Here is a 24,863-nt window from a genome sequence, read left to right as displayed (position 1 = left end):
CGACACCGATATCCGGTGACGGAAGGCGGGGGGTTGTGGGACCGTGGAGAGAAATGACATCTTCCACTGAAGCGACAAATGACCGAGCGAAGAGGATGCATGAAGTTGGGCGAAACAAATCGGCGACCTGCGGACTGGATCCGCCTCTTTCATCCTGCGCCGGAGCCCTTCAGCCGATTGGCCTGTTTCCCGCACGCCGGCGGAACGGCGAACCACTATCACGGCGTTTCCGCCGCGCTGTCGCCCGAGGTGGAGGCCCTGGCGATCCAGTACCCCGGCCGCCAGGATCGCTGGGCGGCCCCCCATCCGGGGAGTATCCAGGGACTGGCGCAGCAGGCCGTGAGTGCGCTGGCACCGTGGACGGACCGGCCGTTGGCCCTGTTCGGTCACAGCATGGGTGCCTTGGTGGCCTTCGAGGCGGCTCGCCTGCTGGCGGACGAAGGCACCGTGCCGCACCGGCTGATCGTCTCCGGCTGCCGGGCACCTTCCCGTCCCCGGGAGGGGAGTGTTCACCGTCTGGACGACGCCGGGATCATCGCCCATCTCAAGGAGCTGGGCGGCACGGCGTCGGAAGTGCTGGACAACGAGGAGCTTCGGGCCATGTTCCTGCCCGCGATGCGTGCGGACTACCGGGCGGTGGAAAGCTACCGCTACGTTCCCGGCCCACCACTGAGCTGCCCCGTCCTCATTCTGACCGGTGACTCCGACCCCGCCACCACGCTCGACGAGGCGAACGCCTGGGGTGAGCACACGTCGGCCGGATCGGAGCTGAGGGTCTACTCCGGAGGGCATTTCTTCCTCGACGAACACGCCGCGGGGGTGACGGAGTTGATCCGCACCCGTTGCACACCGACGGGCTGATCGCCATACGGGGTCCGCGGCCGTGGCCCGGTCCCCGACCGGTCGGGCGGTGCCTCGAAGGGCACTGCCCGACAGCTCGTATCGGCCGGTCTCTGCCAGGGTCCCGCGCCGGGCGTCCCCGCGGAGGCGGGCTCGGCCTCCGCGGCTGCCCGGTGTGCCGCCAGCATCGCGTTCCGCCCTGCCGTCCCGACGACCGCGCACGGACACGCCCTCCGTCTGCCGTCCGTCGATCACACTGCCCCCTGTCGTGCCGGACCGTTCCGTCCCGGCCTTCCGCGCCGTCATTCCGCCGCCTCCCGGCCGTCCGCCGTGCGACCGACGGGATCGAGCAGCCGCAGCAGGTCGTCGACCTGCCCGTCGGACAGCGCGCCGATCATGCGTGCCAGCTCGGGTCCGGCCATGCCTGCCGGAACCGGTTCCGGGCCCGGAACCGCCACATGCTCGGTCGGCCCGGCCGGCCGAGGTCGCTGTTCCTCCGTGCCGGTCGGCGTGGGCGCCTTCGCACGGAGCGACGGCGCGCCGGAGGCCGAAGCGGGCACGCCACGGTCCAGGGCGTCCGGGCGCTCCGCGAGCAGCCAGCGAGCGAGTCGGCCCATGGTGATCTGCTCGAACAGGAGCGTTGCCGGTACCCGGCCCACGCGCTCCTGCAGGGCCTTGTTGAGCTGAAGCACCACCAGGGAGTCGATGCCGTAGTTCTCGAAGGTGGCGTCCGGGTCGAGCCGGTCCGGTGACATCTCCAGCACCTTGGCGAAGATCTGCCGTACGAACGTTTCGGCGGCCTCGTAGCGGTCCTCGGCCGGCTGCCGCTCACGCGGACGCCCGCCGCTCGTCTCCCCGGCCGTCTCCGGGCCGGGCAGCTGGTCGGCGGTGTCGGCCGCGTCGGCTTCCGGTGCGGCCGGGTGGACGACGAGGCCGTCGCTCTCGGCGACGATCAGGCTCTGGGTGACCTCGCCGTCCTGGGGCAGTCCGTGGGTGACGACCCTCCGGAAGCCACCGTCGTACAGCACGTCGCGCCACGACCGCTCGCTGAGCAGCGGGGTGCCCGGGATCCGGTGTTCCGGGTCCTGGTGCGCCCACCAGCCGTCGGTCAGGCCGAATATGAGGGTCATCGCATGATCGAACCGGGTCCCCTCGCTGGCCAGCAGCAGCCCGTTCGCCCGGAGCAGGAGTTTGACCCGCTCGACGGTCCGGTGAATGTCCCGGGTGGCGTGGAAGACGTTCGTGCCCAGCACGATGTCGTACTCACCGGGCGCGAACCCCTGCCCTGCGAGGTCGCCCTCGACGTCCAGGGCACGGAAGTCGGTGAACGGGTAGGCGTCGCCGAACCACTTGCGGCCGTGCCGTACGAACCCGGCGGAGATGTCCGTGTACGTGTACCGGACCTGCCCGGCGAAGGGCTCGAGCGCCGCCAGCACCTCACGGGTGGTGCTTCCGGTACCGGCGCCCACCTCCAGCACCCGGATCCGGGCTGCGGGGTCGGCGGACAGCCGCTCCTCGACGTACCCGCGCACCACAGCCGCCAGCTGCACGCCCAGCCGGTCGGTGATCGGATTGCCCTGGTAGACGGCGGTCACCGCGTCCAGGGATCCGCCGGGGAAGAGCACCTCCGTCGCCGCGGTCGTCCCGGCCAGTACCCCCGGCAGTTCCCGCGTGCAGCGCAGCAACAGGTCGGCCACCGCCGCGGTCCACGGCTGCCCGGCAGGCAGCCGCCCGCGTGCCGCATCGGGATCGGCGACGGTGCGCCGGGCCTCCTCGCTCTCCACCGCGGGCAGTGCGAGCACCTCGTCGCCCTCGCGCCGCAGGAGTCCACCCACCACCAGCATGTCCAGCAGCACCTCGTACAGCCCGTGGTGACGGGGCACCACGCCGAGTGCGCGGCGCAGTTCCGCCACGGAGCGGCGCTCGCCCGCGCGGCGGAGGGTACCCGCCTTCTGGAAGGCACCCAGCAGCAGGAGTCGGCCCAGCTGGTCCAGCGCACGCGAGGCGGCGCGCTGCTCCCCGATCCGTACCTGGTCCGCGGCGCTGATCCGGGGCGGCTCCGCGCCCGCCGTGGCGGCCGACGACCGGGACTGCCCGGGGTTCGGCCGCACCCGCAACGACAGGTCGACGCCCAGGACTTCGAGGATGGTCGCAGAGGCGCGGGTCGCCAGGGTCTGGGGGAGCCCGGAGGCGAGGAAGCGCTCCACGGTCTCCATTCCCTCGCGGGCGCCGATCGGGTGGATGCCTGCCTCGACGAGCCGGCGCAGAGCCTCCTGTCGCTCCTGGTCCCCGCCGGAGTGCCAGTAGCCCCAGTTCAGGGTGCGGACGGGGAAGCGGGCGCTGCGGCCGAGGTGCCGGGCGAGCGCGTCGGCGAAGGCGCAGCCGGCCGCGTACCCGGCCTGGCCCGTGTTGCCCGAGAAGGAGACGCCGGAGGAGTACAGCAGAAGGAAGTCGAGGGGTTCCTCCCACACCGCCCGGGCCAGGTTCCAGGTGGTGTCGGTCTTGCCGGCAAGGATTTCGTGCAGGGCGGCGTCGTCCAGCTCCCGGACCGGCGCGGCTCCCAGCACCATCGCGGAGTGGATGACGCCGTGCAGCGCTCCGAACCGCCCTTTGGCCCGGGCCACGGCGTCCTGGAGGGCCACCGGGTCCGTCGCGTCGCACACGAGGTGCAGGACCTCTCCCCCGCAGCGCTCGATCTCGGCGAGGCTGGCCGCGTTCCTCGCGTCGAGGGGCGTACGGCCGAGCAGCACCAGCTTCGCCCGGTAGGTGCGCGCCAGGTGGAGTGCGGTGTCGTGACCGACCGTGCCCAGCCCGCCGAGGATGAGGTACACGCCGTTGTCCCGGAAGGGGACGCCGACGTCCGCCGGTGGCAGTTCCACCGGCTCCAGCCGCAGGGTGCGGCGGACTCCGCCGCGCAGGGACACCGCCCGGACCCGGCCCTGGAACGGCTCGGCCACCACCCGCTCGATCGCACCGGCGGCGTCCTCGCCGCGCAGGTCCACGTATGCGGCTCTGAGCGCCGGGAACTCCTTGTCCAGCACTGAGCAGTAGCCCCACAGGCCGGCCGCCCAGGGCCGTGACCGCTCGTCCTCGCAGAAGGGCAGGGCGTCGGTGGTGACGACCTTCAGCCGGAGGCCCTCGGGCAGTGCTCCGGGCCGGGCGTCGGCCGTGTCGTGCCGCAGCAGGCCATGGACCAGGCGGTGCAGCGCCACGACCTCCTCCCGGGCCTGCCGGGCCGGGCCGCCGTGCACGGCCGCGTCGTACGACGGGACGTCATCGCTTGCGCCGAGGAAGTACACCAGGCCGGGCGCCGACCGTCCCGCCAGGCCCCGGTCGACGCCGTCCGCGGACGCCCCGTCCTGCGCCAACCACAGGTGGCGGACCTCGTCGCCCCGGCCCAGATGCGCGCGGCCGAGCGCCAGCGCGAGGTCGCGTGCCGACTCGGGGGCGGCGATCAGCACGGTCTCCCGGTCCGTGGCGGTGTCCGCACCTGACAGCGGGGCGGGCACCCAGCGGGGCCGGTACGAGAAGGGCTCTTTTCCTCCGTCCACGGGCACCACGCGTTTTCCGGGCCGCACGGGCTCGGGCAGCCCGGGCAGCGGGCGGCAGGCCACGTCGTGGAAGCGCACGCACACCCGGCCCGCCTCGTCGAGCAGCGCGATGTCGTACCGGTGCCCGCCCAGTGCCGTCACGTGCGACCAGCCCTCCGCCGGGACCGGCCGCAGCAACTCCACCGCTTCGGCGGCGAAGGGGAGCAGCACGCCGTCGTCGGGGGCGAGCAGCGCGGCGATGGTGTGCAGTGCCGCGTCCGCCATGCCGGGGTGCAGAGCGTGCCGTCCGTCGCCGGGGCGGTGTTCCGCGGGCGCGCTGAGCCGGGCCAGCGCCTCGCCGTCACCGGTCCACACCCGCTCCACGGCCCGGAAGTACGCGCCGTACGCCAGGCCCCGGCCGGCCAGTGACGCGTACAGCTCGCCACCGCTGCGGACATCCGGGCAGCGGTTCTGGACGGCTTCGACGGAGAGTACGTCGGCGCCGGGCAGCCGTGTGCCGTCCAGGACGCCCTGGGAGCACAGGACATCCCCGCTGCGGATCTCGTAACGGACGGTGGCGCCGTGCTCCTCCGTGTGCAGGGCGAGTTCGACGTCCTCGTCGCCCACCGTCACCGGCGACAGCCAGCGGACGTCGAGCAGTGTCCGCGGCCGTCCTGCGGGTCCTCGGGCCGCGGAGAGCGCCAGGTCCAGATGCGCGACCCCGGGCAGGATGCGGTGGCCCTGGACGAGGTGGTCGCGCAGCACCGGCTCTTCAGGGTGCAGCGTCCGGCGATACACGCCGGACGCCCCCTCTCCACTCCCGGCGGGGGCCGGCTCTGCCGGACGCCGGACGATCCAGTGCCGTTCCGGGGCGAACTGATAGGTCGGCAGCGACATCCTGCGGGCGGGGCGGGGCCGGACCCGCTGGAGCACGTCCGCGTCCAGTGAGAGGCCTGAGGCCCACAGTCGGCCGAGCCGGTCGTAGTCACCGGCCGCGGCCAGCGCCAACGCCAGGTCCCTGCCCTCCGGCACCCCGGTGAGCAGGTCGCTCACGGCCGCGTTCGTCTTGGCGCCGCCCCGGACCACACGGTCCCCCGCCTCCCCCCGGGCGAACGCCTCCAGCACCTCGACAGCCTCGTCCAGCCCGTACACGGTGGCCGCCATGCGTTCGGTCATCGCCTCCCGGCCCGCCTGCAGGGTGTGCGCCACGTCGGCGAGCACCGGCGGGCGGCCTGCGACGCGTTCGCGGCTGAGGAAGGCGGCCAGCCTCGCCGCGTAGGCCGTCAGCCGTTCCTCGGAACGGGCGGACAGGGTCAGCAGCTCCGGCCGTCCGGTCTCCGGCTCGGCCGGGTGCCGGTCCCGCGCCCCGAGGTACTCCTCGACGATGACGTGGGCGTTGGTGCCCCCGGCGCCGAAGGCGCTGACGCCGGCCCGGCGCGGCTGCTCCACGGCGCCGTCGTCCTCGCCGGACCGGGTGCGGGACCAGTCGGCGAGTTCACGCTGCACCCGGAACGGCGACTGCTCGAAGTCGATGACCGGGTTGAGCTGCCGCGCGTGCAGTGACGGTACGAGCTGTCCGTGCCGCAGCTGCAGGACCGCCTTGGTGAGGCCGGCGATTCCCGCCGCGCCCTCCAGATGGCCGATCGCCGACTTGACCGAACCGAGAGCGCAGAATCCCCGGTCCTCGGTGTGGGAGCGGAAGGCCCGTTCCAGACCGGTGTGTTCGATGGGGTCGCCCAGTGCGGTGCCGGTCCCGTGGGCCTCGATGCAGCCGATGGTGCGCGCGTCGGCCCCGGCCCGGTACAGGGCCTCCTCGATCAGCGCCTGCTGGGCGCGCGGGTTGGGCACGGTGATCCCGCTGGTGCGGCCGCCGTGGTTGACCGCGCTGGCCTTGATCACGGCATGAATGCGGTCTCCGTCCGCCTCGGCCTGCGACAGCCGCTTGAGCAGCACCGCACCCACGCCCTCGCCGGGTACGTAGCCGCTGCCGCCATCGCCGAACGACCGGCACCGGCCGTCCCGGGCGAGCATGGTCATCCGGCTGAGGTGGACGTATTTGGCCGGGTGCGCGGCGATGTTCACGCCTCCCGCGATCGCTTGGGCGCACTCCCCGCGGCGGATGCTCTCGCAGGCCATGTGGAGCGCCACCAGGGAGGAGGAACAGGCGGTGTCCACCACGACGCTGGGGCCACGGAAGTCTCCGAAGTACGACACATGGTTGGCGATCGAGGAGCGGTTGGCCGGGACGGCGACGTGGTTGCCGCGGAAGGACTCCTCCGCGGCCAGGACCGCGTAGTCGCCCCACATCACCCCGACGAACACGCCGATGTCGCGTCCCTCGTCCGAGAAGCGCGGCCGGGGCAGGGCTTCGAGCGGATATCCGGCGTCCTCCAGAGCGGCCCAGGCGGTCTCCAGGAAGAGCCGCTCCTGCGGGTCCATGGTCCTGGCCTGAGCCGGGGAGATCCGGAAGAACAACGAGTCGAAGGCGTCGACGTCGTCCAGGAAGCCGCCCCAACGGCTGTAGCTGCGACCCGCCGCGGACGGATCCGGGTCGAACAGCGCCTGCGCGTCCCAGCGGTCCGCGGGCACCTCCGTGACGCAGTCCCGCCCGGCCTTCAGGTTCTCCCAGAACTCGTCCAGGTCGCGCGCCTTGGGGTAGCGCCCGCTGATGCCGACGATCGCGATGTCCTCGTCACGGGCGCCCCCGGACGGCTGCGGTGCGACAGGGGCAGGGGCCGTCCCGGAACGGGGCGCCGCGGGAAGCGCCGGCAGCGCCGGACCGACCGGCAGGGGATGGGGCGGCTGCTTGCCGAACAGCTGCGTCACGGCCCCGGAATGCTCCTGGAGCAGATACCCGGCGACCTCCTCCACGGTGCCGTACTCGAAGAACAGGGTGCCGGGCAGGCCGGGGAAGTCCCTGCCGAGCAGGGCGTTGGCCTCCATCACCAGCACCGAGTCCAGGCCGTAGGAAGCCAGCGCGGTACGGCTGTCGAGCCTGGCCTCCGGGAGCTTCAGCACCTCGGCGAGCCGCGCCCGGACGTGCTGTACCACCCGTGACCGCACCCGGACGTCCGGGGAGCCGACGAGGGCCGGAGCCGGCTCCGGATCGGGAGCGGCCTCACCCTCGGCGCCGAGCGCGCGTTCGATCGCGGCGCGGTCGCCGACGGCCGGGAGGAGAAGGGGGGCTCCATGAGCCCAGGCCCGTTCGAACATCTCCAGTCCCTCGTCCGCCGTCACCAGTCGCATCCCCGTGGCGGCCTGGTAGCGGCGCAGTTCGGCCTCGCCCAGCGAGGAGTCGACGCCTCCGACCGACCACAGCGGCCAGTCGAGCGACAGAGTGCGGCCGTGGCGGCGCCCCTCGCGGACCCGCTGGTCCCGTCGCACGGCGTAGGCGTCCAGGTAGCGGTTGGCGGCTGCGTAGCTGCCGGCGCCGAAGTCACCGAGGACGGTGGAGACCGATGAGAAGAGCACGAACAGGTCGAGCCGCTCGTCCTTGGTGAGCACATCGAGGTTGACCGTGCCGTGGGTCTTCGCGGCCAGCACCCGCTCGAACCGCTCACGGTCCGTGCCGGGCAGCGGCGTCGGGTCGTATGTCCCGGCGGCGTGGAAGACGCCGTCGAGCCGTCCGAAGCGCTCCTTCGCCTCGCCCAGTGCCCGCCGTACGTCACCGGGCACCGCGACATCTCCACGGACCGCCAGCAGCTCGGCGCCCAGCGCCGTCAGCCGCTCCACCTCGGCCCGGGCGGCCTCCCCCAGCGGGGAGCGGGCCAGCAGCACCAGCCGTGCCTGGTGCCGCTCGGCCAAGTACCGGGCGAAGACCAGCCCGATCCCGCCGGTCCCGCCGGTGATCAGGTACACGCCGCCTTTCCTCAGGGGCACGCCCGGGAGGCCGGCGCCTTGGGTGGGTGCCTGCGTGTGTGCGGGTCGTACGACGCGCATCAGGCGCCGGCCGTCCTCGCCGTAGCGGATCTCCGCGGTCCTCGGTGCCGAGCCGGCCGGGGCCGCGAACTCGTCCAGTACCGTCCGGGCGAGCCGCTCCGCCGCCGGCGCGGCGCCGTCGTACCGGACGGCACGGAACCACAGACGTGGCGGTCCGCTCTCGGCGGCACGGGCCAGACCGGGCAGGGCCTCCTGCTCGGGCCGCACCGATCCCGCCGGCCCCGCGTGCGCGTGCAGCAGCCGGACGGCGCCGTGGCTGTCCTGCGCCGCCTGGAGCAGGTGCAGCACCGCGAACAGCCCGGTGTCGAACGCCGCGTCCAGCCGGGCGAGTTCCCCCGCGAGTTCACCGGCGGACTCGTCTGCGGGGCCAGGACTGCCGGGCAGGTCCCACAGGTGGACGACATCCAGTCCGGGACGCACCCCGCCGTCGGCCACCGCGGCCAGCAGACGCCGGTGGTGTTCGGTGTCCAGGGGGTCGATGGTGTAGTCGTCCGGGCCGTCGGCGTGAAACCGCTCGCCGACCGCCACCCGTACCACCCGGGGCCACCGGCCGGACCGTGCCAGCAGGCGGACCGGCTCCGGCTCCATGGACAGAACCAGCAGCGTGCCCGGGGCGTGCTGCTCCTGTCCGGTGGGCCCGGGGACGTCCCGGGGCGACCAGTCGAACTCGTAGAACAGCGGTCCGTCGGCGCCCTCTTCCGCCGTGAGCCGCTGCACGTCCGGCCCGGGCTCCGCCGGACCGGTCAGGACGCGTCCGGCGAAGTCGCGCACCCGGACCAGTTCCGTTCCCTGCGCATCGACGATCACCACGTCGAACCGCTGGACGGCCGTGGACCTCGGGCCGGAGCCGGCGGACGGCACCGCGCGGGCGAAGCAGACCGGCGGCAGCGGCGCGAGGATCTCGATCTCCCCCAGTGAGAACGGCACCACCAGGTCGTCGGGACCGGGCGCCGTGTGACGGTTCATCCAGTGCACGGCCCTCAGCAGGCCGTCCAGCAGGGCGGGGTGCAGGGTGTAGCCGGAGACGGACTCCCGCTGTGCGGGCAGCCCGGCCTCCACGAGGACCTCGTCCGCCCCGATGCGTACCTCCCGCATCACCTGGAAGGACGGGCCGTAGACGAAGCCGGCCCGCCGGTAGTCGCCGTAGACCTCGGCTCCGGTGCGCGAGTCGGTACAACGGCGGCGCGCCCCGGACAGGTCGAGCGGCCGCCCGGCCGGCCCGGGCGGGCCGGTGACCGCCACGCCGCGTACATGGGTGACTCGTCCGGCGTCTCCCGCCTCGCTGAACACCTCGAACGCCACGGTGTCGGGCTCCCTACCGTCCGGTCCCCCGGCTCCGTCCGCCCGCAGCGCGACGAAGACGTCGAGCGTGTCGTCCACCACGTCGACCGGCCGTCCCCACACCACGTCGCACAACCGCCCAGGTGTCCGGCCCACCGCCTGCTCGACCGCCGCCCGGGCCATCTCCAGCAGCGCGGTGCCTGCCAGCAGCCGCCGCCCGGCGACCTGGTGGTCGCTCAGCAGCGAGTCGCCGCGGCGCAGCGTGCTGCGGAACCGGGTCTCGGCGAGCGTGGACTCGTTGGCGTGCAGCAGCGGGTGGAGCCGCGCCGCGCCGGGCGCGCCCCGCTCCTCGTCGTCGGGGCCGGCCAGCCAGTACCGCTCCCGGGCGAAGGGGTAGCCCGGGAGCGGTACGCGGCGCGGCGGGCCGCCCGCGGTGCCGGAACCGGCGTGCGTGGCGAGCGCCGCCTCGTCCGGGCCGGCTCCGGCGACCCAGCGGCGGGCCGCCGTCACCTGGCCGGTGTCCGGTGCGGCGGTGTCCTGTCCGGCAGAGGGCCGCACGTCCCCGCCCACGGCGGGCTGCTCCGCCCCGACGCGCCCGTGCCACAGGTACGCCGGTGCGGCACCGCCCTCGGAGAAGGCGAGCAGCGCCTCGGTGAGGGCCGCTCCGTCGGCGGTGACCACGGCCAGCCGCTCGGTCATCGGCTCGCGCCCGCGGCGGAGCGTGTGGGCGACGTCCGTGAGCTCGACCCGCGCGGTGCGCAGGAAGCGGCCGAGCCGCCCGGCGTATTCGCGGAGCCGTTCCTCGTCCCGCGCGGACACCACGTACACCAGCGGCTCCGGCGTGCGCTGCCCCGCGGCCGGGACCGCCGGGGCGGCCGGGACCGCCGGTCCTTCGGCCAGGATCAGGTGGGCGTTGGAGCCCCCGGCACCGAACGAGCTGAGCGCGGCCCGGCGTGGTGCGCTCCCGCCGGGCGGCCGCCAGTCCGCGAGTTCGCGCTGCACCCGGAACGGGGAACCGGCGAAGTCGATGTTCGGGTTGAGCCGTTCGGCATGCAGGGAGGGTACGAGCTTGCCATGCCGGAACTGCAGCAGCACCTTGCTGAGTCCCGCGATGCCCGCGGCCGCCTCCAGGTGGCCGGTGTTCGACTTCAGCGAGCCGATGGGGCAGTACTGCCGCTCCTGCCCGTCGGCCACCCGCCGGTCACTCACCTGCTCGTCGGCGTCGACGGCTTCGAAGGCCTTGCGCAGCCCGGTGATCTCGATCGGGTCGCCGAGCGCGGTGCCGGTGCCATGGGCCTCGACGCACCCGATGTCGCGCGGTGAGACTCCGGCCCGGCGCAGGGCCTGCTCGATCACCCGCTGCTGCGCGTTGGGGTTGGGCACGGTGTAGCCGTTGGTCCGGCCACCATGGTTGACGGCGTCGCCGAGGATGACGCCGTGGATGTGGTCGCCGTCGGCCATGGCCTGCCGCAACGGCTTGAGCAGGACCGCTCCGACGCCCTCGCCCGGTACGTAGCCGGTTCCGCCGTCGCCGAAGGACCGGCAGCGGCCGTCGGCCGACGCGAACCGGCCCTGGCTGAGGTAGACGTACTTGTGCGGGTGGAGGGAGAGGTTGACGCCTCCGGCGATCGCCAGTTCGCTCTCGCCCTCGCGCAGACTCTGGCAGGCCAGGTGGATCGCGGTGAGCGAGGAGGAACACATGGTGTCGACGGCCAGGCTGGGCCCGGTCAGATTCAGCACGTACGACACCCGGTTGGCGATGGAGGCGTGCAGCGAAGCCGCCACCGGCCGGCCGGCGTCGCGCAGCAGACTTTCAGCCCCGTAGAGCTGGTACTCGGCGTACATGGCGCCGACGAAGACCCCGACCGGCCGACCCGCGAGGTCCGCGGGCCGGTATCCGGAGTCCTCCAGGGTGTGCCACGCGGTCTGGAGGAACAGCCTCTCCTGGGGGTCCATCAGTTCGGCTTCGCGCGGGGAGATGCCGAAGAACAGCGGATCGAACCGGTCGACGTCGTCGAGGAACCCGCCCCACTTGGCGTAGGCGCGGCCGGGAACGGGCGGGCCCTCCTGGAAGAAACGGCTGTGGTCCCAGCGCTCCGGCGGCACCTCGGTGACGCAGTCACGGCCCCGGACCAGGTTCTGCCAGAACTCCTCCAGGTCCGCGGCCTTCGGATAGCGGCCGCTCAGACCGATCACGGCGATGGCCCCTTCCGGCCGGCCGCCGTCGGCGTCGCCGTAGCCGCCGCCGTCGTCGCGGAGCGCCACGGTGGCCGGCCGTGCGGTGGTGCCGTGGGCGGCCGGTTCGGCAGGGACAGGTGCCGCTGCCCGCGTGGCGCCACTCAGCTCGCGGAGCCGTTCCGTGTGGTGGTCGGCGAAATAGCCGGCCAGCTCACCGAGGGTCACGTACTCGAAGAAGAGGGTCTTCGACAGTTCCCCGAAGCTCTCCTCCAACGCACTGTTGAGCTTGACGATCAGCAGCGAGTCGATGCCGTACCGGTCCAGTGGTGCCTCGGGGTCGATCGCGTCGGGATCGAGCTTGGTCTGCGCCGCGAGGAGTTCGCGCAGGAGCTCCTCGGCGACAGCCCGCGGGTCCGGCATCGGCTCCACCTCGGCGGGAGTGCCCGGCGCCGGATGCCTGTCGCGGTCCGCCTCGTTCGGGGACGGCGCGGGGGCCGGGGCCGGCGAGAGCGCGGCCTGTACGGTCTCGGGGTCGCCGAGCGCCACCACTACCGCCCCGCCCGGCAGGCCAAGGGCGGTCTCGAAGGCCGCGAGGCCGACCGGGGTGGGCAGGGGTGCTGAGCCCAGGGTCTTTTCGAGGAGGGCTGCCGACGACGCGTCGGGCATCATCCCGCCGTCCCGCCACAGGGGCCAGGCGACCGACAGTGACCTGCCGCTGCGCTGTCCGGCCGCGCCCATCCGCTCGCGGGAGACCATGCAGGCGTCCATGAAGGCGTTGGCGAAGGCGTAGTCGGACTGGCCCACATTGCCCAGCGGCGCGGCGACCGACGAGAACGTCACGAAGAAGTCCAGGGCGTGGTCGGCGGTCAGCCGGTCGAGGTGGACCGTTCCGTGGACCTTGGGCGCGAGGACGGCCCACAGGTCCTCCGGGGCCTTGCCGGCCAGGAAGGAGTCCCGCAGTACGCCGGCGGCGTGGATCACACCGTGCAGCGTGCCGTGCTCGGCCTCCACCGCCGCCAGTACGGCACGGACGTCGTCCTCACGGGAGACGTCCGCCCGCAGATGACGGACCGTACCGCCGGCCGCGGCCAGTGCCTCGATCCGGGCCCGGGTACGGGCGTCCGGCTCGGAACGGCTGACCAGGAAGAGATGCGCCCGGGCCCGGGCGGCCAGGTGCTCGGCGAGCAGCAGCCCAAGTCCCCCGGTCCCGCCGGTGATCAGGTAGACGCCCCGGTCCCGCAGCCGTGTCCGGCCGCCGGACCCGTCGGCGGCTTCACGGCCGTCCGGGCCGGCCGGGTCCACCACCCGGTACCGGCGGGCCAGACGGACGTCGCGCTCGTACCGGATCTCGGGCTCCCGGCCGGTGGCGGTGTCGAACTCCCGCAGCAGCAGGGCCATCCGCTCGGTGAGGCCGTCCGCCGCGATGCCCGACACCCGGTAGTCCAGCGCGGGGTTCTCCAGCCGGGCGGTCCGTGCGAACGCGGCGACCGCCTCGTACGCCGGCAGCCCCTCGTCGTGGCCGAGCGGGGCGAGGCCCAGCGGGTGGACGAACAGCAGCCGCACCCCCGTCACCGGCCGCCGCGCCAGCAGTGCCCTGGTGAGGTGGAACAGCGAGCCGACACCCACGTCGAGCATGTCGGCGCCGAAGGTGTCGGACGGCCGGGCCGCGACGCTCCAGGCGTGCAGGATCCGCTGGGGGACCATCCCGTCGGTGTGCAGAGCCGTCAGCAGGTCGGCGAAGTCGCCGGGCCGCCCGGGATCCAGCTGGTACGTGTCCGAGTCGGTGCGCCGGAATCCGGGTCCCGGCGTCACCAGGACCACCGTGGTGTCCTGCTCGCCGATGTCCCGCAGTGCCCCGCGCAGGGCCTGGCGGGGCTCTTCTCCGTCCGCCAGCAGCAGGAACGGACCACTGCCCGTGCCGCCGGACGGGCTGAGCGGCGCGGGCGACCAGTGGCCGCGCAGAAAGACGGGGTCCGTCGCGTCCGCGTGGGTGTGGGCGGGCTCGGCGGCCGCGCCCACCGTCTCCTCCTGCCCGGTGCCGGACGGGAGGCGGCGCAGGACCAGATCGGACAACCGGACGGCAACGGTTCCGTCGTCCCCTGTCAACGCCACGTCCAGCCGTACGACTTGGCCACCGCCGTGGACGCCGCCGATGGAGCGGGTGACGTGCACCGCGCACCGGTCGCCCGGGGTGGCATGCACATGGAGTGCGCCGAGTCGCATCGGCAGGTAGGTGGCTCCGTGATCCTCACCCGAGGCGGCGAGCAGGCACACCGCCGCCTGGAGGGCACCGTCCAGCAGCGCCGGATGCAGCACCAGGGTGCCGGGCCCGGCGAAGCCACCGCCCGCCACGGACTCGACGGCGGTCTCCGGCACCTCGACGACGGCCACGGCCTCCTGGGCCGCGCGGTGCCTGAACTCGCGCAGCGCGCGCAGGCTGGGGCCGTGCCGCACACCACGTTCCCGCAACAGGTCGTAACACGTGCCGGGCTCGACCCGGCTCGGGCAGCGGAGCCGGGCGGCGTCGAGATCGATCCGCTCCGGGTCCCGTGCCGCACCGGCCGGGGCTCCGTCGGGGAGGACCAGCTCGCCGCGTGCGTACACCGGATCGCCCACGGGCTCGGCGCCGCCCGCCGCCACCACGTCCGTGCCGTCCGCCGTCACGGTGCAGCGCAGCGCGGCACCCCGGGGTTCCAGAAGGATCCGAAGGGTGCGGGCGTCGCCGCCCTCGAAGGAGAGCATCCGCTCGAAACCGATGTCCCGGATCGTGCCGGTCCTCGCGCCGGTCACCATCTCCCCGGTGACACGTGCCAGTTCCAGGTGCACGGCCGCCGGCAGCACGGGCACACCGCGCACGGCGTGGTCCTCGACGTACGGCTCGGTGCCGGTGAGGGTGACCGCCTGGCAGGTCCGGCCCGCCCCGGCCGGGTCCGGGACCGTACGCAGCCGGGGCTGTGCCTCCCCGCTGCCTGGCGGGCGCGCGGCAGCCGGGGACGGCGTGGCGGGTTCGAGCCAGTACCGCCGGCCTTCGAAGGGGTAGGTCGGCAGCGGCACCCGATGGCGTCGCTGGCCGTGGTAGAGCCGTTCCCAGTCGATCTCCGCGCCGGCCAGCCAGGCGTCCCGCACCGCGGCCAGCGGGGACTCCGCCCGGGCGGTGAGAACGACCAGCCCCTCGGCGGCGCCGATGTCGCCGTACGGCAGGATCCGCGGCCCCTGCCCGTCTCCGGCCGGCCCTGCCTCTCCCGCCTGCGAGGTGGGTGCGGCGGACGGCATGAGCCCGGCCAGTGCCTGGTCGATCCGCAGGGCGCCGGTCAGGCAGCCGGCCACCAGTTCCCCGGTGCCCTCGGCGAACAGCACCTCCGGATCCAGTCCCCAGTCCTGCCAGAGCCCGGCCAGGGCGTACTGGAACGCGAACGCCCGGCCTCGCGGGCCGCGCGTCAGGGCGCCGGCCGCGGCGCACACCTCGTACCGCTCGGCGAACGCCGGCTCGGTCACCGCGAGTCCGGCTGCCGACTGCCCGTCCTCGTCGGTGCCGCACCCGGGAAACGCGAAGGCGACGGAGGGCGGGGCGTAACCGGTCCGCGCGCTGCGGCACCCGGCCTCGGCGCGGTTCTCCAGCAGCCGCGCCGCTTCCTCGGTGTCCCGGCACAGCACTGCCAGCCGGTGTCGGTGGGCCGCGCGGCCCACCGACAGGGTGTAGGCGACATCCGCCGGCGGTACGTCGGGATGGCGTCGCAGGTGCTCCGCGAGCCGTGCGGCGGCCACGTCCAGGGCGGACGGTGTGGCGGCCGACAGCAGCAGGAGCTGTTCGGGGCGGGAGGGGCCGGACGGTTCCCGCTCGGGCGCCTCCTCCAGCACCGCGTGGGCGTTGGTTCCGCCGACGCCGAAGGAGCTGACCCCGGCCCGGCGCGGCACCCCCCGCACCGCCCACGGACGAAGTTCCGTGGCGACCTGGAAGGGGGTGCTGTCGAACTCGATGGCTGGGTTCGGGCTCCGGTAGTTGATGCTCGGCACGATGGTTCGGTGACGCAACATCAGCGCCACTTTGATCATGCCCGCCACACCGGAGGCGGCGTCCAGATGGCCGATGTTCGGCTTGACCGAGCCTATGGCGCAGTACCCCGTCGCCGCGGTGGTGTGCCGGAACGCCTGGGTGAGCGCCGCCACCTCGACGGGGTCGCCCAGCGTGGTTCCCGTACCGTGCGCCTCCAGGTAGGTGATCGTCCCGGCGTCGACCCCGGCCGCGGCCTGGGCCCGGGCGATCACCGCCGCCTGCCCGTCCCTGGCGGGCGCCGCGTAACTGACCTTCTGCGCGCCGTCGTTGTTGGTGGCCGTCCCGCGGATCACCGCGTGCACCGTGTCACCGTCCGCCACGGCGTCGGTGAGCCGCTTCAGCGCGAGGACGCCGGCGCCGTTGCCGAAGACGGTGCCGCTGGCCTCGGCGTCGAAGGCGCGCACGTGCCCGTCGGCCGACAGGATCGCGCCTTCCTCGTGCAGATGGCCCGCCGACTGGGGCACCCGGAGCGACACCCCGCCCGCGAGCGCCAGGTCGCAATCGCCCGCCCGCAGCGCCTGGCAGGCCAGATGGACGGCCACCAGTGAGGTCGAGCAGGCGGTCTGGACGGTGTAGGAGGGGCCCGTCAGGCCCAGTTTGTAGGCGACGCGGGTGGCCAGGTAGTCCTTGTCGTTCCCGAACAGGACGCGGAAGTACTGGGAGGTGGTGGTCCGGTCGGTCGCGGGGAGCACGTTGTTCTGAAGGTAGGTGTTGTTGGCGGCGCCGCCGAAGACGCTGATCTCCGCCTGGCTGCGGCCCGGGTCGTAGCCGGCGTGCTCCAGAGCGGCGTGGCAGGACTGGAGGAACAGCCGGTGCTGGGGGTCGGTCAGTTCGGCCTCGGCGGGGGTGAGTCCGAAGAAGGCCGCGTCGAACAGCTCCGCTTCGGGCAGCGCTCCGAACGCCTTCACATAGCGCGGGTCCCGGATCAGCTCGTCCGGCACCCCGGCCGCCGCGAGTTCCTCGTCGTCGAAGCGGGTTATCGCCTCCCGGCCGCCGCTCAGCAGTTCCCAGTACTCCTCCAGGTGCCTGGCCCCGGGAAGCTGGGCCGCCATGCCCACGATGGCGATGGCCTCGTCCGCCCGGGCTGCCGAGGGGGCCAAGGCCTCCGGGGCAGGGCGGGACGACGACTCGGCGCCCGCCGCGCCGCGGAGCCCGGCGGCGAGGAAGCGGGCCAGTGACTGGGGGACGGGGTGGTCGAACACCAGAGTGCGCGGCAGGCGCAGGCCGGTGTCCTGCACCAGCCGGTCCCGCAGTTCCACCGCCAGCACCGAGGTGAAGCCCAGGTCACCGAGCGACTTGGCGGCCCACTCCGGATCCGCCGCGTCGGGCGAGTCCACGTCGAGCAGGGCAGCCACATGGGCACCCACCAGGTCCAGGAGCGTGCGCTCCGCCGCGGCCCGCGACACCCCGACCGGCAGGTCGGCCGGCAGGTCGGCCAGGCCCTCGGGCCGTGGGCTCTGGGCCGACGGCCGTGTGCCGCCGGGCACCGCGCCCACGGGGACGGCCGGCGGGGCGGGGGTGCGGGAGGTTTCAGCGCGCTCCGCGACCGGGCCGGGGCGCGGGCTCCGGCCGAAGGGCCCGGCCCAGTCCACCGGCACACCTCGCACATACAGCTCGGCGAGGGCGGACAGCATGGCGGCCCGCCCGCTCCGGTCACGCCGGAGTGAGCCCACGGCCACGCTGTCCGCCTCGGCTCCGGCGTCCTCCAGGGCGCCCTTGACACCCATGACCAGAGCCGGGTGGGGACTGAGTTCGACGAACGTCCTGAACCCGTGCTCCGCCTGGGCGCGGACGGTACGCGCGAACTCCACCGTGCTCCGCAGATTGCGGCACCAGTACTCGGCGCCGAGTTCGGTGCCCCGCAGCAGTTCGCCGGTGACCGAGGAGCGGAAGGGGACGCTGAGCGGACGCGGTGCGAGGGTGGCCAGGTCCCGCATCATGCGGTCGGTGATCGAGTCGATGTGCGCCGAGTGAGCGGCCAGGCCCACATTGATCAGCCTGGCTCGTACGCCCTCGGCCCGGAGCTCCTCGACGAAGCCCACGACCTCCTCCCGGTCACCGGAGACCAGCACCCAGTCGGGTCCGTTCACCGCGGCCAGCCCGAGGCGGCCACCACGGCCGGCCAGCCGCTCGCGTACCGCCTCCGGGGTCAGGTCGACCGACGCCATGTCCCCGGTGCCGACGAGCGTCGCCTGGGCCTTGCTCCACTGCGCGGCCACCATCGCCGCGTCCCGGAGCGACAGCGCCCCGCAGACGTGCGCGGCGGCCACCTCGCCGAGACTGTGCCCGATCACCGCGTCCGGCCGCACACCCCAGGACCGCCACAGCGCGTCGAGCGACACCATCACCGCGAACAGCGCGGGCTGCACCACGTCCACCCGTTCCGACGACGCCGCCCCGGGCCGGTCGCACAGCACGTCCATCAGTGACCAGTCGAGGTACGGCGCGAAAGCCTCGGCGCAGCGCTCGGCCTGTTCCCGGAAGACCGGGCTGGATTCGACCAGGTCGGCCGCCATGCCCTGCCACTGGGAGCCCTGGCCGGGGAAGACGAAGACGATCCGGTCGTCGGTCACCGTGGCCGAGCCGCGGATCACACCGGCGGACGGCCGACCGGAGCCGACCGCGGCGAGCCCGCGCAGGAAGTCCTCGTGGCCGCGGCCCAGCACCACCGCGCGGTGGGCGGAGTCCGCGGCGGTGGCTCCGTCGGCCACCAACGACCAGCCGACCTCGGCGGAGGGCCGCTCCGGGGCACGCTCGGCGGCGGCCTTCAGCTCGGCGGCGCGTTCCCTGAGCGCGGCCGTCGACGGGCCGGAGAGCACCCAGGGCACCTCCTGCCCCGTCTGGCTTCCGTCCGCGGCAGTCGATCCCACCCTCAGCACCTCCCACGTCAACGGCACACCATGGCAATCACCTGTGATCGCAAACCAAGGATTCGTTGCCCATGCTTCGGACGTCACCACCCGAACGGGTAGACCGCGCCCTTATTTCCTCAACCGGGGCTACCTATCCGGGTGGTTCCCGCCAGGTCTGTACCTGCGGTTTCGACGCCGCTCCGGTCGGCCTCCGCGATGTCGGAAGTTCGCCGGACAGAGCGACCGGATGTCGGGTTTCCGGGCTTTCGGTGGGCGTGGCTGGAGTCGGGTCCCCGGTCGGGCGGAAAGTGACGGCGAAGTCAGCCGAACCCGGTGCCCGACGGCGCCGCAAAGGGAGAGTTTCCGTGAACCCCATGACCAAGGCGAACGCGCCGCAGGAACGGCGGGCGGCCACGCTCGTCATGGCCTGCCTGGGAGTGTTCGTCGCCTATCTGCCGGTGACCACCGTCTCGGTGAGTCTGCCCGCGATCCAGCGGGCCCTGGACGCCTCGACATCCCAACTGTCCTGGGTGTCCGACGCGTTCGTCCTGCCCATGGCCGCTCTGATCCTCACGGCGGGCGTCTTCGGTGACGTCCACGGCCGCAAGAAGGTCTATCTGGCCGGACTCGCCCTCAGCGGGCTGGGCTCGTTCGTCGCCCTGTGCGCCCAGAACATCCAGACCGTCTGGGCGGGCCAGGCCCTGGCCGGGCTGGGCTCGGCCGCGCTGCTGCCCACCACGCTCGCCCTCATCAGCCACGCCGTGCCCGACCCGCGCGAACGCGGCAAGTACATCGGCCTGTGGGCCACCGCACTGAGCGCCGCCCTGGCGGTCGGTCCCGTCATCGCCGGCACCGTCCTGGACCACTTCGCCTGGCGCTGGATCTATCTCCTGTCCGTCCCGGTCTCGCTGGTCGCCGTCGGCATCGGCGCGAAGGTCCTGACCGACTCCCGGGCACCGGGTTCGCGCCGCCTCGACTGGCCCGGCCAGATCACCGCCGCGCTGGCGATCACCGCTCTCGTGTACGGAATCATCGAAGGCGGAGCCACGTCGTTCACCGACGTCAAGGTGATGGTCGCCCTGTTCACCGCCGCGGTCGGCGCCGTCGCCTTCGTCCTGGTGGAACGCCACAGTCCCAGCCCCATGCTGGACCTGACCCTGTTCCGCAGCCCGGCCTTCACCGCCACCACCCTGATCGCCATGATCAGCTTCCTGGGTCTGATCGGCTTCTTCTTCGCCCTCAGCCTCTACCTCGGCATGGTCCAGCAGTTGTCTACCCTCGACGCGGCCTGGCGTCTGTTGATGGTGTCCCTGAGCACCCTGGTGCTCGGTGCCCCCGTCGGCCGTCTCGTCCACCGCGTCTCGCCACGGGTGCTCATCCCCGGCGGTCTGCTGATCAGTTCGGCCGCCCTGCTGTCTCTCACGGACATCGGCGTGGACACCTCGTTCGGGTCGCTGGCCTGGCGGCTGGCGCTGCTCGGCCTCGGGATGGCCTTCGTCATCACTCCGATGACCGCCATCGCGGTCAGTTCGGTCCCCTTCCACCAGGCCGGAATGGCCGCCGCGGGCAACAACGCCTTCCGCCAGGTCGGCGCGGCCCTGGGCCCGGCCGTCCTCGGCACTCTGCTGACCGCCAAGGCCGTCGACTCCCTGCAGGGCCACCTCACCGACGCCGGTCTGACCGGTCAGACGGTCCGTCAGGTCACGGCGGTCGCCGACCACGACGGCATCGGTGCGGTCGCCGGACTGGACCTCGGCGCGGACATGCCCCGGGTGCTGGGCGCCGTGTCCCAGGCGTTCCTGGACGGCCTGCACCTCTGCCTGATCGTGTCCGCCGTACTGACCCTGTTCGCCGCCGTCCTCGGAGCGCTCCTGCTGCGCCGCCCGCAGCACGCGTCGCCCGTGGCCGAGCCCCGCGACGCGGCTGCTGTCACGGGCCCCGTCGCCGCCGGCGTCCCGCAGCAGCAGGAAGTCGCCTCCCTGGCCGGCAACCGCGTCAGGGAGTGACACCAGCCGTACCGGTCGGCGCGGGCATGTCGAGCGGGCGCCCGACCGGTACCGGCGTCACCCGTGGGGACGGGGTACGGCGCCGAAACGGGCCCGGGAACCGGACACATCGGTCCCGGGCCCGCCGGCGACACAGCGGTGACCGCCCCCGCCCCTGACGAGCACCTGCACGCCTTCCGGATACCTTCCCCACACTTCCCCGGACCGCATCCCGACCCGACCCAGGAGGGCCGCCGTGGACTCCCGCCCGCTCGACCCGCTCGACCTGAAGCTGCTGCAAGCACTGCAACTCGACGGACGGGCACCCTTCAGCCGTCTCGGCGAGGTTCTCGGGGTGTCCGACCAGACCGTCGCGCGGCGCTTCCGGCGGCTGCGCACCACCGCGGGTCTGCGGGTGCTCGGCATGATCGACGAGGGCCGGCTCGGCCGCGTCGGCTGGATCGTCCGGCTGCGCTGCACCCCCGACGTCGCCGAGCAGTTGGCGAACGCGCTGGCGCGCCGTCCCGACACCTCGTACATCAACCTCGTCTCCGGTGGCACCGAGGTCCTGTGCGCGATGAGACCGCGCAGTCGGCAGGACCGCGACGAGCTCCTCTTCGACCGTCTTCAGCGCACCCCCCGCGTCATCTCGGTCAGCGCCCACTGTCTCCTCCACGTCTTCTACGGCGGCCCGCTCGGCTGGCTCAACAAGGTCCAGGCACTCGATCCGGAGCAGGTGAACGCGCTGCGCCTGCCCCAGATCGACCCAGTCGGCACCGTCACACCCGACAAGGACGACGAGGTCCTGCTCGCGGTGCTCCGCCGTGACGGGCGGGCGACGTTCAGCGAACTCCAGTCCGCCACCGGCCAGTCGGAGTCCGTCGTCAGGCGACGTATGGATCGCCTGCGCTCCTCGGGCACCCTCTACTTCGACGTGCAGCACACCGCCGAGTCCGTCGGCCACGGTGTCGGGGCGTTGCTCTGGCTCACCGTCTCCCCCTCCGCGCTGAGCGAGGTGGGACGCGCTCTCGCGGAGCATCCCGAGGTGTCCTTCGCCGCGGCCATCACCGGCCAGGCCAATCTCATCGCCTCCGTGGGCACCCCCAGCACGGGTGATCTGTACACGTATCTGAGCGAGAGGATCGGCGCCCTCGACGGTGTCCAGGCCGTCGAGACCGTTCTCACCCTGCGCCAGATCAAACAACTCGCCTACGAACCGACGCGCTGACCACCGGAGCGACGCGTCAAGTGTTGGCAATGGTTTCCATATAGATCGGATTCAGCCATGCTTTTGACATTCATTTCCATCTACTGTGGCGTGCACACCCTTTCTGACCCCCTGTCGTGGAGGATCCATGTCCCCGTCCCCGTCCCGGCGCCTCGCCCTGATCACCGGCGCCTCGCTGGCCCTCCTTACGGGGTGCGGCAGTTCGTCGGACTCCGGCGGTGACGGGAGCGGTGCGCAGGAACCGGTCGCCTCGGCCAAGGTCGCCGTGGTCGCCTCCACCAACGTCTACGGCGACATCGTCGAGCAGATAGGCGGCGCGAAGGTCGACGTCACGTCGATCATCAGCGACCCCGACCAGGACCCGCACTCCTACGAGGCCAACACCCAGAACCAGCTGGCGCTGTCGAAGGCGAAGGTCGTCGTCGAGAACGGCGGCGGCTACGACGACTTCGTCGACCGGATGCTGAAGAGCGGCGGGTCCTCCGCCGAGGTCATCAACGCCGTCAAGGTCTCCGGGAAGACCGCCCCGAAGGGCGGCGAGCTCAACGAGCACGTCTGGTACGACTTCCCGACCGTCGCCAAGATCGCCGACCGTATCGCCGCCGCCCTGGGCAAGGCCGATACCGACGACGCCGCCGTCTTCACCAAGAACGCCGAGGCCTTCAAGATGAAGCTCACGGCGCTGGAGGCGAAGGAAGCCCAGATCAAGAAGGAGCACGCCGGGGATGGCATCGCCATCACCGAGCCCGTGCCGCTCTACCTGACCACCGCGAGCGGTCTGGTGAACAGGACGCCGGAGGAGTTCAGCGAGGCCATCGAGGAGGGTGACGACGTCTCCCCCAGGATCCTTCAGGCCACGCTGGCCGTGTTCGGCGACAAGCAGGTCAAGGCGCTGGTCTACAACGAGCAGACCTCCGGCCCGCAGACCGAGAAGTCCAAGGCCGCGGCCAAGGCGGCCGGCATCCCCGTCGTACCGGTGACCGAGACCCTGCCCGCCGGCCAGGACTACCTCGGCTGGATGACCTCGAACGTCGACGCGCTCGCGAGCGCGCTCGCCAAGTGAGGCAGCCCGCCCCGGTCGCCGTGCCCCAACCCCGCCAGGGTGAGGGGCCCGCCGGGGGCAGCGACCTGGGTGCGGTGCTCAGCCTGCGCGGCGCCGAACTGTCGTACGGCGCGCGTGTGGTGTGGCAGGGCCTCGACCTCGATGTGCGGCCGGGAGAGTTCCTGGCCGTGCTCGGGCCGAACGGCTCGGGCAAGACCAGTTTCGTACGGGCCCTGCTGGGCCGGCAGCCCCTGTCCGCCGGGACCCTGACCGTCCTCGGCGGCCCCCCGCGCGAGGCCGGCCGGCACCTCGGGTACGTCCCTCAGCAGGCGGAACTGTCCGCACAGGCGATGCTGCGGGCCCGCGATCTCGTGCGCTTCGGCATCGACGGGCACCGCTTCGGACCCCGGCTGCGCACGGGCGCCGTCCGCCGCCGGGTGGACGAGATCCTCGCCTCGGTCGGAGCGACGGCGTACGCCGACGTCCCCCTCGGTATGTTGTCGGGCGGCGAACGGCAGCGCGTCCGCATCGGCCAGGCCCTGGCGACCGATCCGCGCATCCTGCTCTGCGACGAGCCCCTGCTCTCCCTCGACCTGAACCACCAGCGGGCCGTCACCGAACTCGTCGACGCCCGCCGCCGGTCCCAGGGCACGTCCGTGGTCTTCGTGACCCACGAGATCAACCCGGTGCTCGGCCTGGTCGACCGTGTGCTCTACCTGGCGCCGGGCGGTCACCGGATCGGGACACCGGAGGAGGTGCTGACCTCCGAGTCGCTGTCACGGCTGTACGGCACCCGCGTCGACGTCGTCCGGGTCCAGGGGCGGGTCGTGGTCGTCGGCGCCCCCGACGGACCGGCCGCACCACCGCATCACGCCCCCCAGACCGTTCCTGAGACCGAGGAAGTGCGCCCATGACGCTCGCCGAGGGAGTCTGGCACCAGATCTTCAGCTTCGACAACTACGGCGAACTCCTAGCGCTGGTCCGCAACTCCCTCATCGCCGGTGCCGCGCTCGGCCTCGTCGGCGGTCTGGCCGGGGTCTTCGTCATCATGCGCGACCTGCCCTTCGCGGTGCACGGCATCAGCGAGCTGTCGTTCGCGGGCGCGTCGGCGGCGCTGCTGCTGGGGGTGAACATCGTCGGGGGCTCGATCGTGGGTTCGCTGCTCGCGGCCGGCGCGATCGGTCTCCTGGGCGCGCGGGCCCGCGACCGCAACTCGGCGATCGGCATCCTCATGCCGTTCGGTCTCGGGCTCGGTGTGCTCTTCCTCGCTCTCTACAAGGGCCGGGCGGCCAACAAGTTCGGGCTGCTCACCGGGCAGATCGTCGCCGTCGACACCCCGCAGATGACCTGGCTCCTGGGCACCTCCGCACTGGTGCTGGTCGCGCTGGCCGTCATCTGGCGGCCGTTGACGTTCGCCAGCGCGGACCCGGACGTCGCCGCGGCCCGTGGCGTTCCGGTGCGTGGACTGTCCTTCGTCTTCATGATCGTGCTCGGGCTCACCGTCGCCCTGTCGGTCCAGGTCGTCGGCGCTCTGCTCGTCCTGACCCTCGTCGTCACGCCCGCCGCCGCCGCCTCCCGCGTCACCGCGTCCCCGGTGCTGCTGCCGCTGCTCAGCGTGGTCTTCGCCGTGCTCTCCATCGAGGGCGGCATCCTGCTCGCGCTGGGCGGTTCCATCCCCATCAGCCCGTACGTCACGACGATCTCGTTCACGATCTACGCGCTGTGCCGCCTGGCCGGCACCTACCGCACCCGGCGGTGGGGAGACCGGAGGACAGCCCCGCAGCCCGCCCTACACCAAGTCTCCTGAAGCGGTCCGCCCGACACCGGCTCTTGTCACTCACGGACGAACCCGGATCCCGCGGGACTCACCTCGCGCACACAGAACGGTGATTGACCCGGCCCTCTCCTTCGGCGCTGCCATATTCGAAAACCAC

At 72.9% G+C, this 24,863-nt stretch carries 7 protein-coding genes; 6 read left to right on the top strand and 1 reads right to left on the bottom strand.

What is annotated here, in order from left to right:
* Positions 1-99 precede the first annotated feature (99 nt).
* Positions 100-861 (top strand): thioesterase II family protein, encoded by a 762-nt coding sequence (locus OG734_RS42255; protein WP_443065020.1) that lies wholly within the window; start codon positions 100-102, stop codon positions 859-861.
* A 281-nt stretch (positions 862-1,142) separates the two neighbouring features.
* Here the strand turns inward: OG734_RS42255 and OG734_RS42250 are convergent, their stop codons facing one another.
* Positions 1,143-18,692, bottom strand: a complete 17,550-nt coding sequence (locus tag OG734_RS42250; protein WP_330292661.1) for an SDR family NAD(P)-dependent oxidoreductase — start codon at positions 18,690-18,692, stop codon at positions 1,143-1,145.
* 356 nt (positions 18,693-19,048) lie between these two features.
* Here OG734_RS42250 and OG734_RS42245 point away from each other — a divergent pair, with 356 nt between their 5' ends.
* The 5 genes from OG734_RS42245 to OG734_RS42225 all read left to right on the top strand — a co-directional run bounded on the left by OG734_RS42245 (position 19,049) and on the right by OG734_RS42225 (position 24,736).
* A complete protein-coding gene (locus OG734_RS42245) occupies positions 19,049-20,680 on the top strand; it encodes an MFS transporter (RefSeq protein WP_330293991.1) in 1,632 nt (543 codons plus the stop codon).
* A 235-nt stretch (positions 20,681-20,915) separates the two neighbouring features.
* Positions 20,916-21,887 (top strand): Lrp/AsnC family transcriptional regulator, encoded by a 972-nt coding sequence (locus OG734_RS42240; RefSeq protein ID WP_330292660.1) that lies wholly within the window; start codon positions 20,916-20,918, stop codon positions 21,885-21,887.
* Positions 21,888-22,014: 127 nt separating this feature from the next.
* Entirely contained in the window at positions 22,015-22,950 is a 936-nt protein-coding gene (locus tag OG734_RS42235) for a metal ABC transporter solute-binding protein, Zn/Mn family (protein ID WP_330292659.1), read from the top strand.
* A gap of 74 nt (positions 22,951-23,024) precedes the next feature.
* The gene (locus tag OG734_RS42230; RefSeq protein WP_330293990.1) at positions 23,025-23,843 is read left to right on the top strand and encodes a metal ABC transporter ATP-binding protein; all 819 of its coding nucleotides are present in this window, start codon (positions 23,025-23,027) and stop codon (positions 23,841-23,843) included.
* Complete coding sequence (locus tag OG734_RS42225; RefSeq protein ID WP_330292658.1) at positions 23,840-24,736, top strand: metal ABC transporter permease; 897 nt, start codon at positions 23,840-23,842, stop codon at positions 24,734-24,736. The genes OG734_RS42230 and OG734_RS42225 overlap by 4 nt, the downstream gene beginning before the upstream one ends.
* Positions 24,737-24,863 lie beyond the last annotated feature (127 nt).

The sequence above is a fragment of the Streptomyces sp. NBC_00576 genome (assembly GCF_036345175.1).
Classification (GTDB): Bacteria; Actinomycetota; Actinomycetes; order Streptomycetales; family Streptomycetaceae; genus Streptomyces.
The sequence above is the reverse complement of the archived record's forward strand: the minus strand, read 5'-3'. Positions and strand labels throughout refer to the sequence as shown.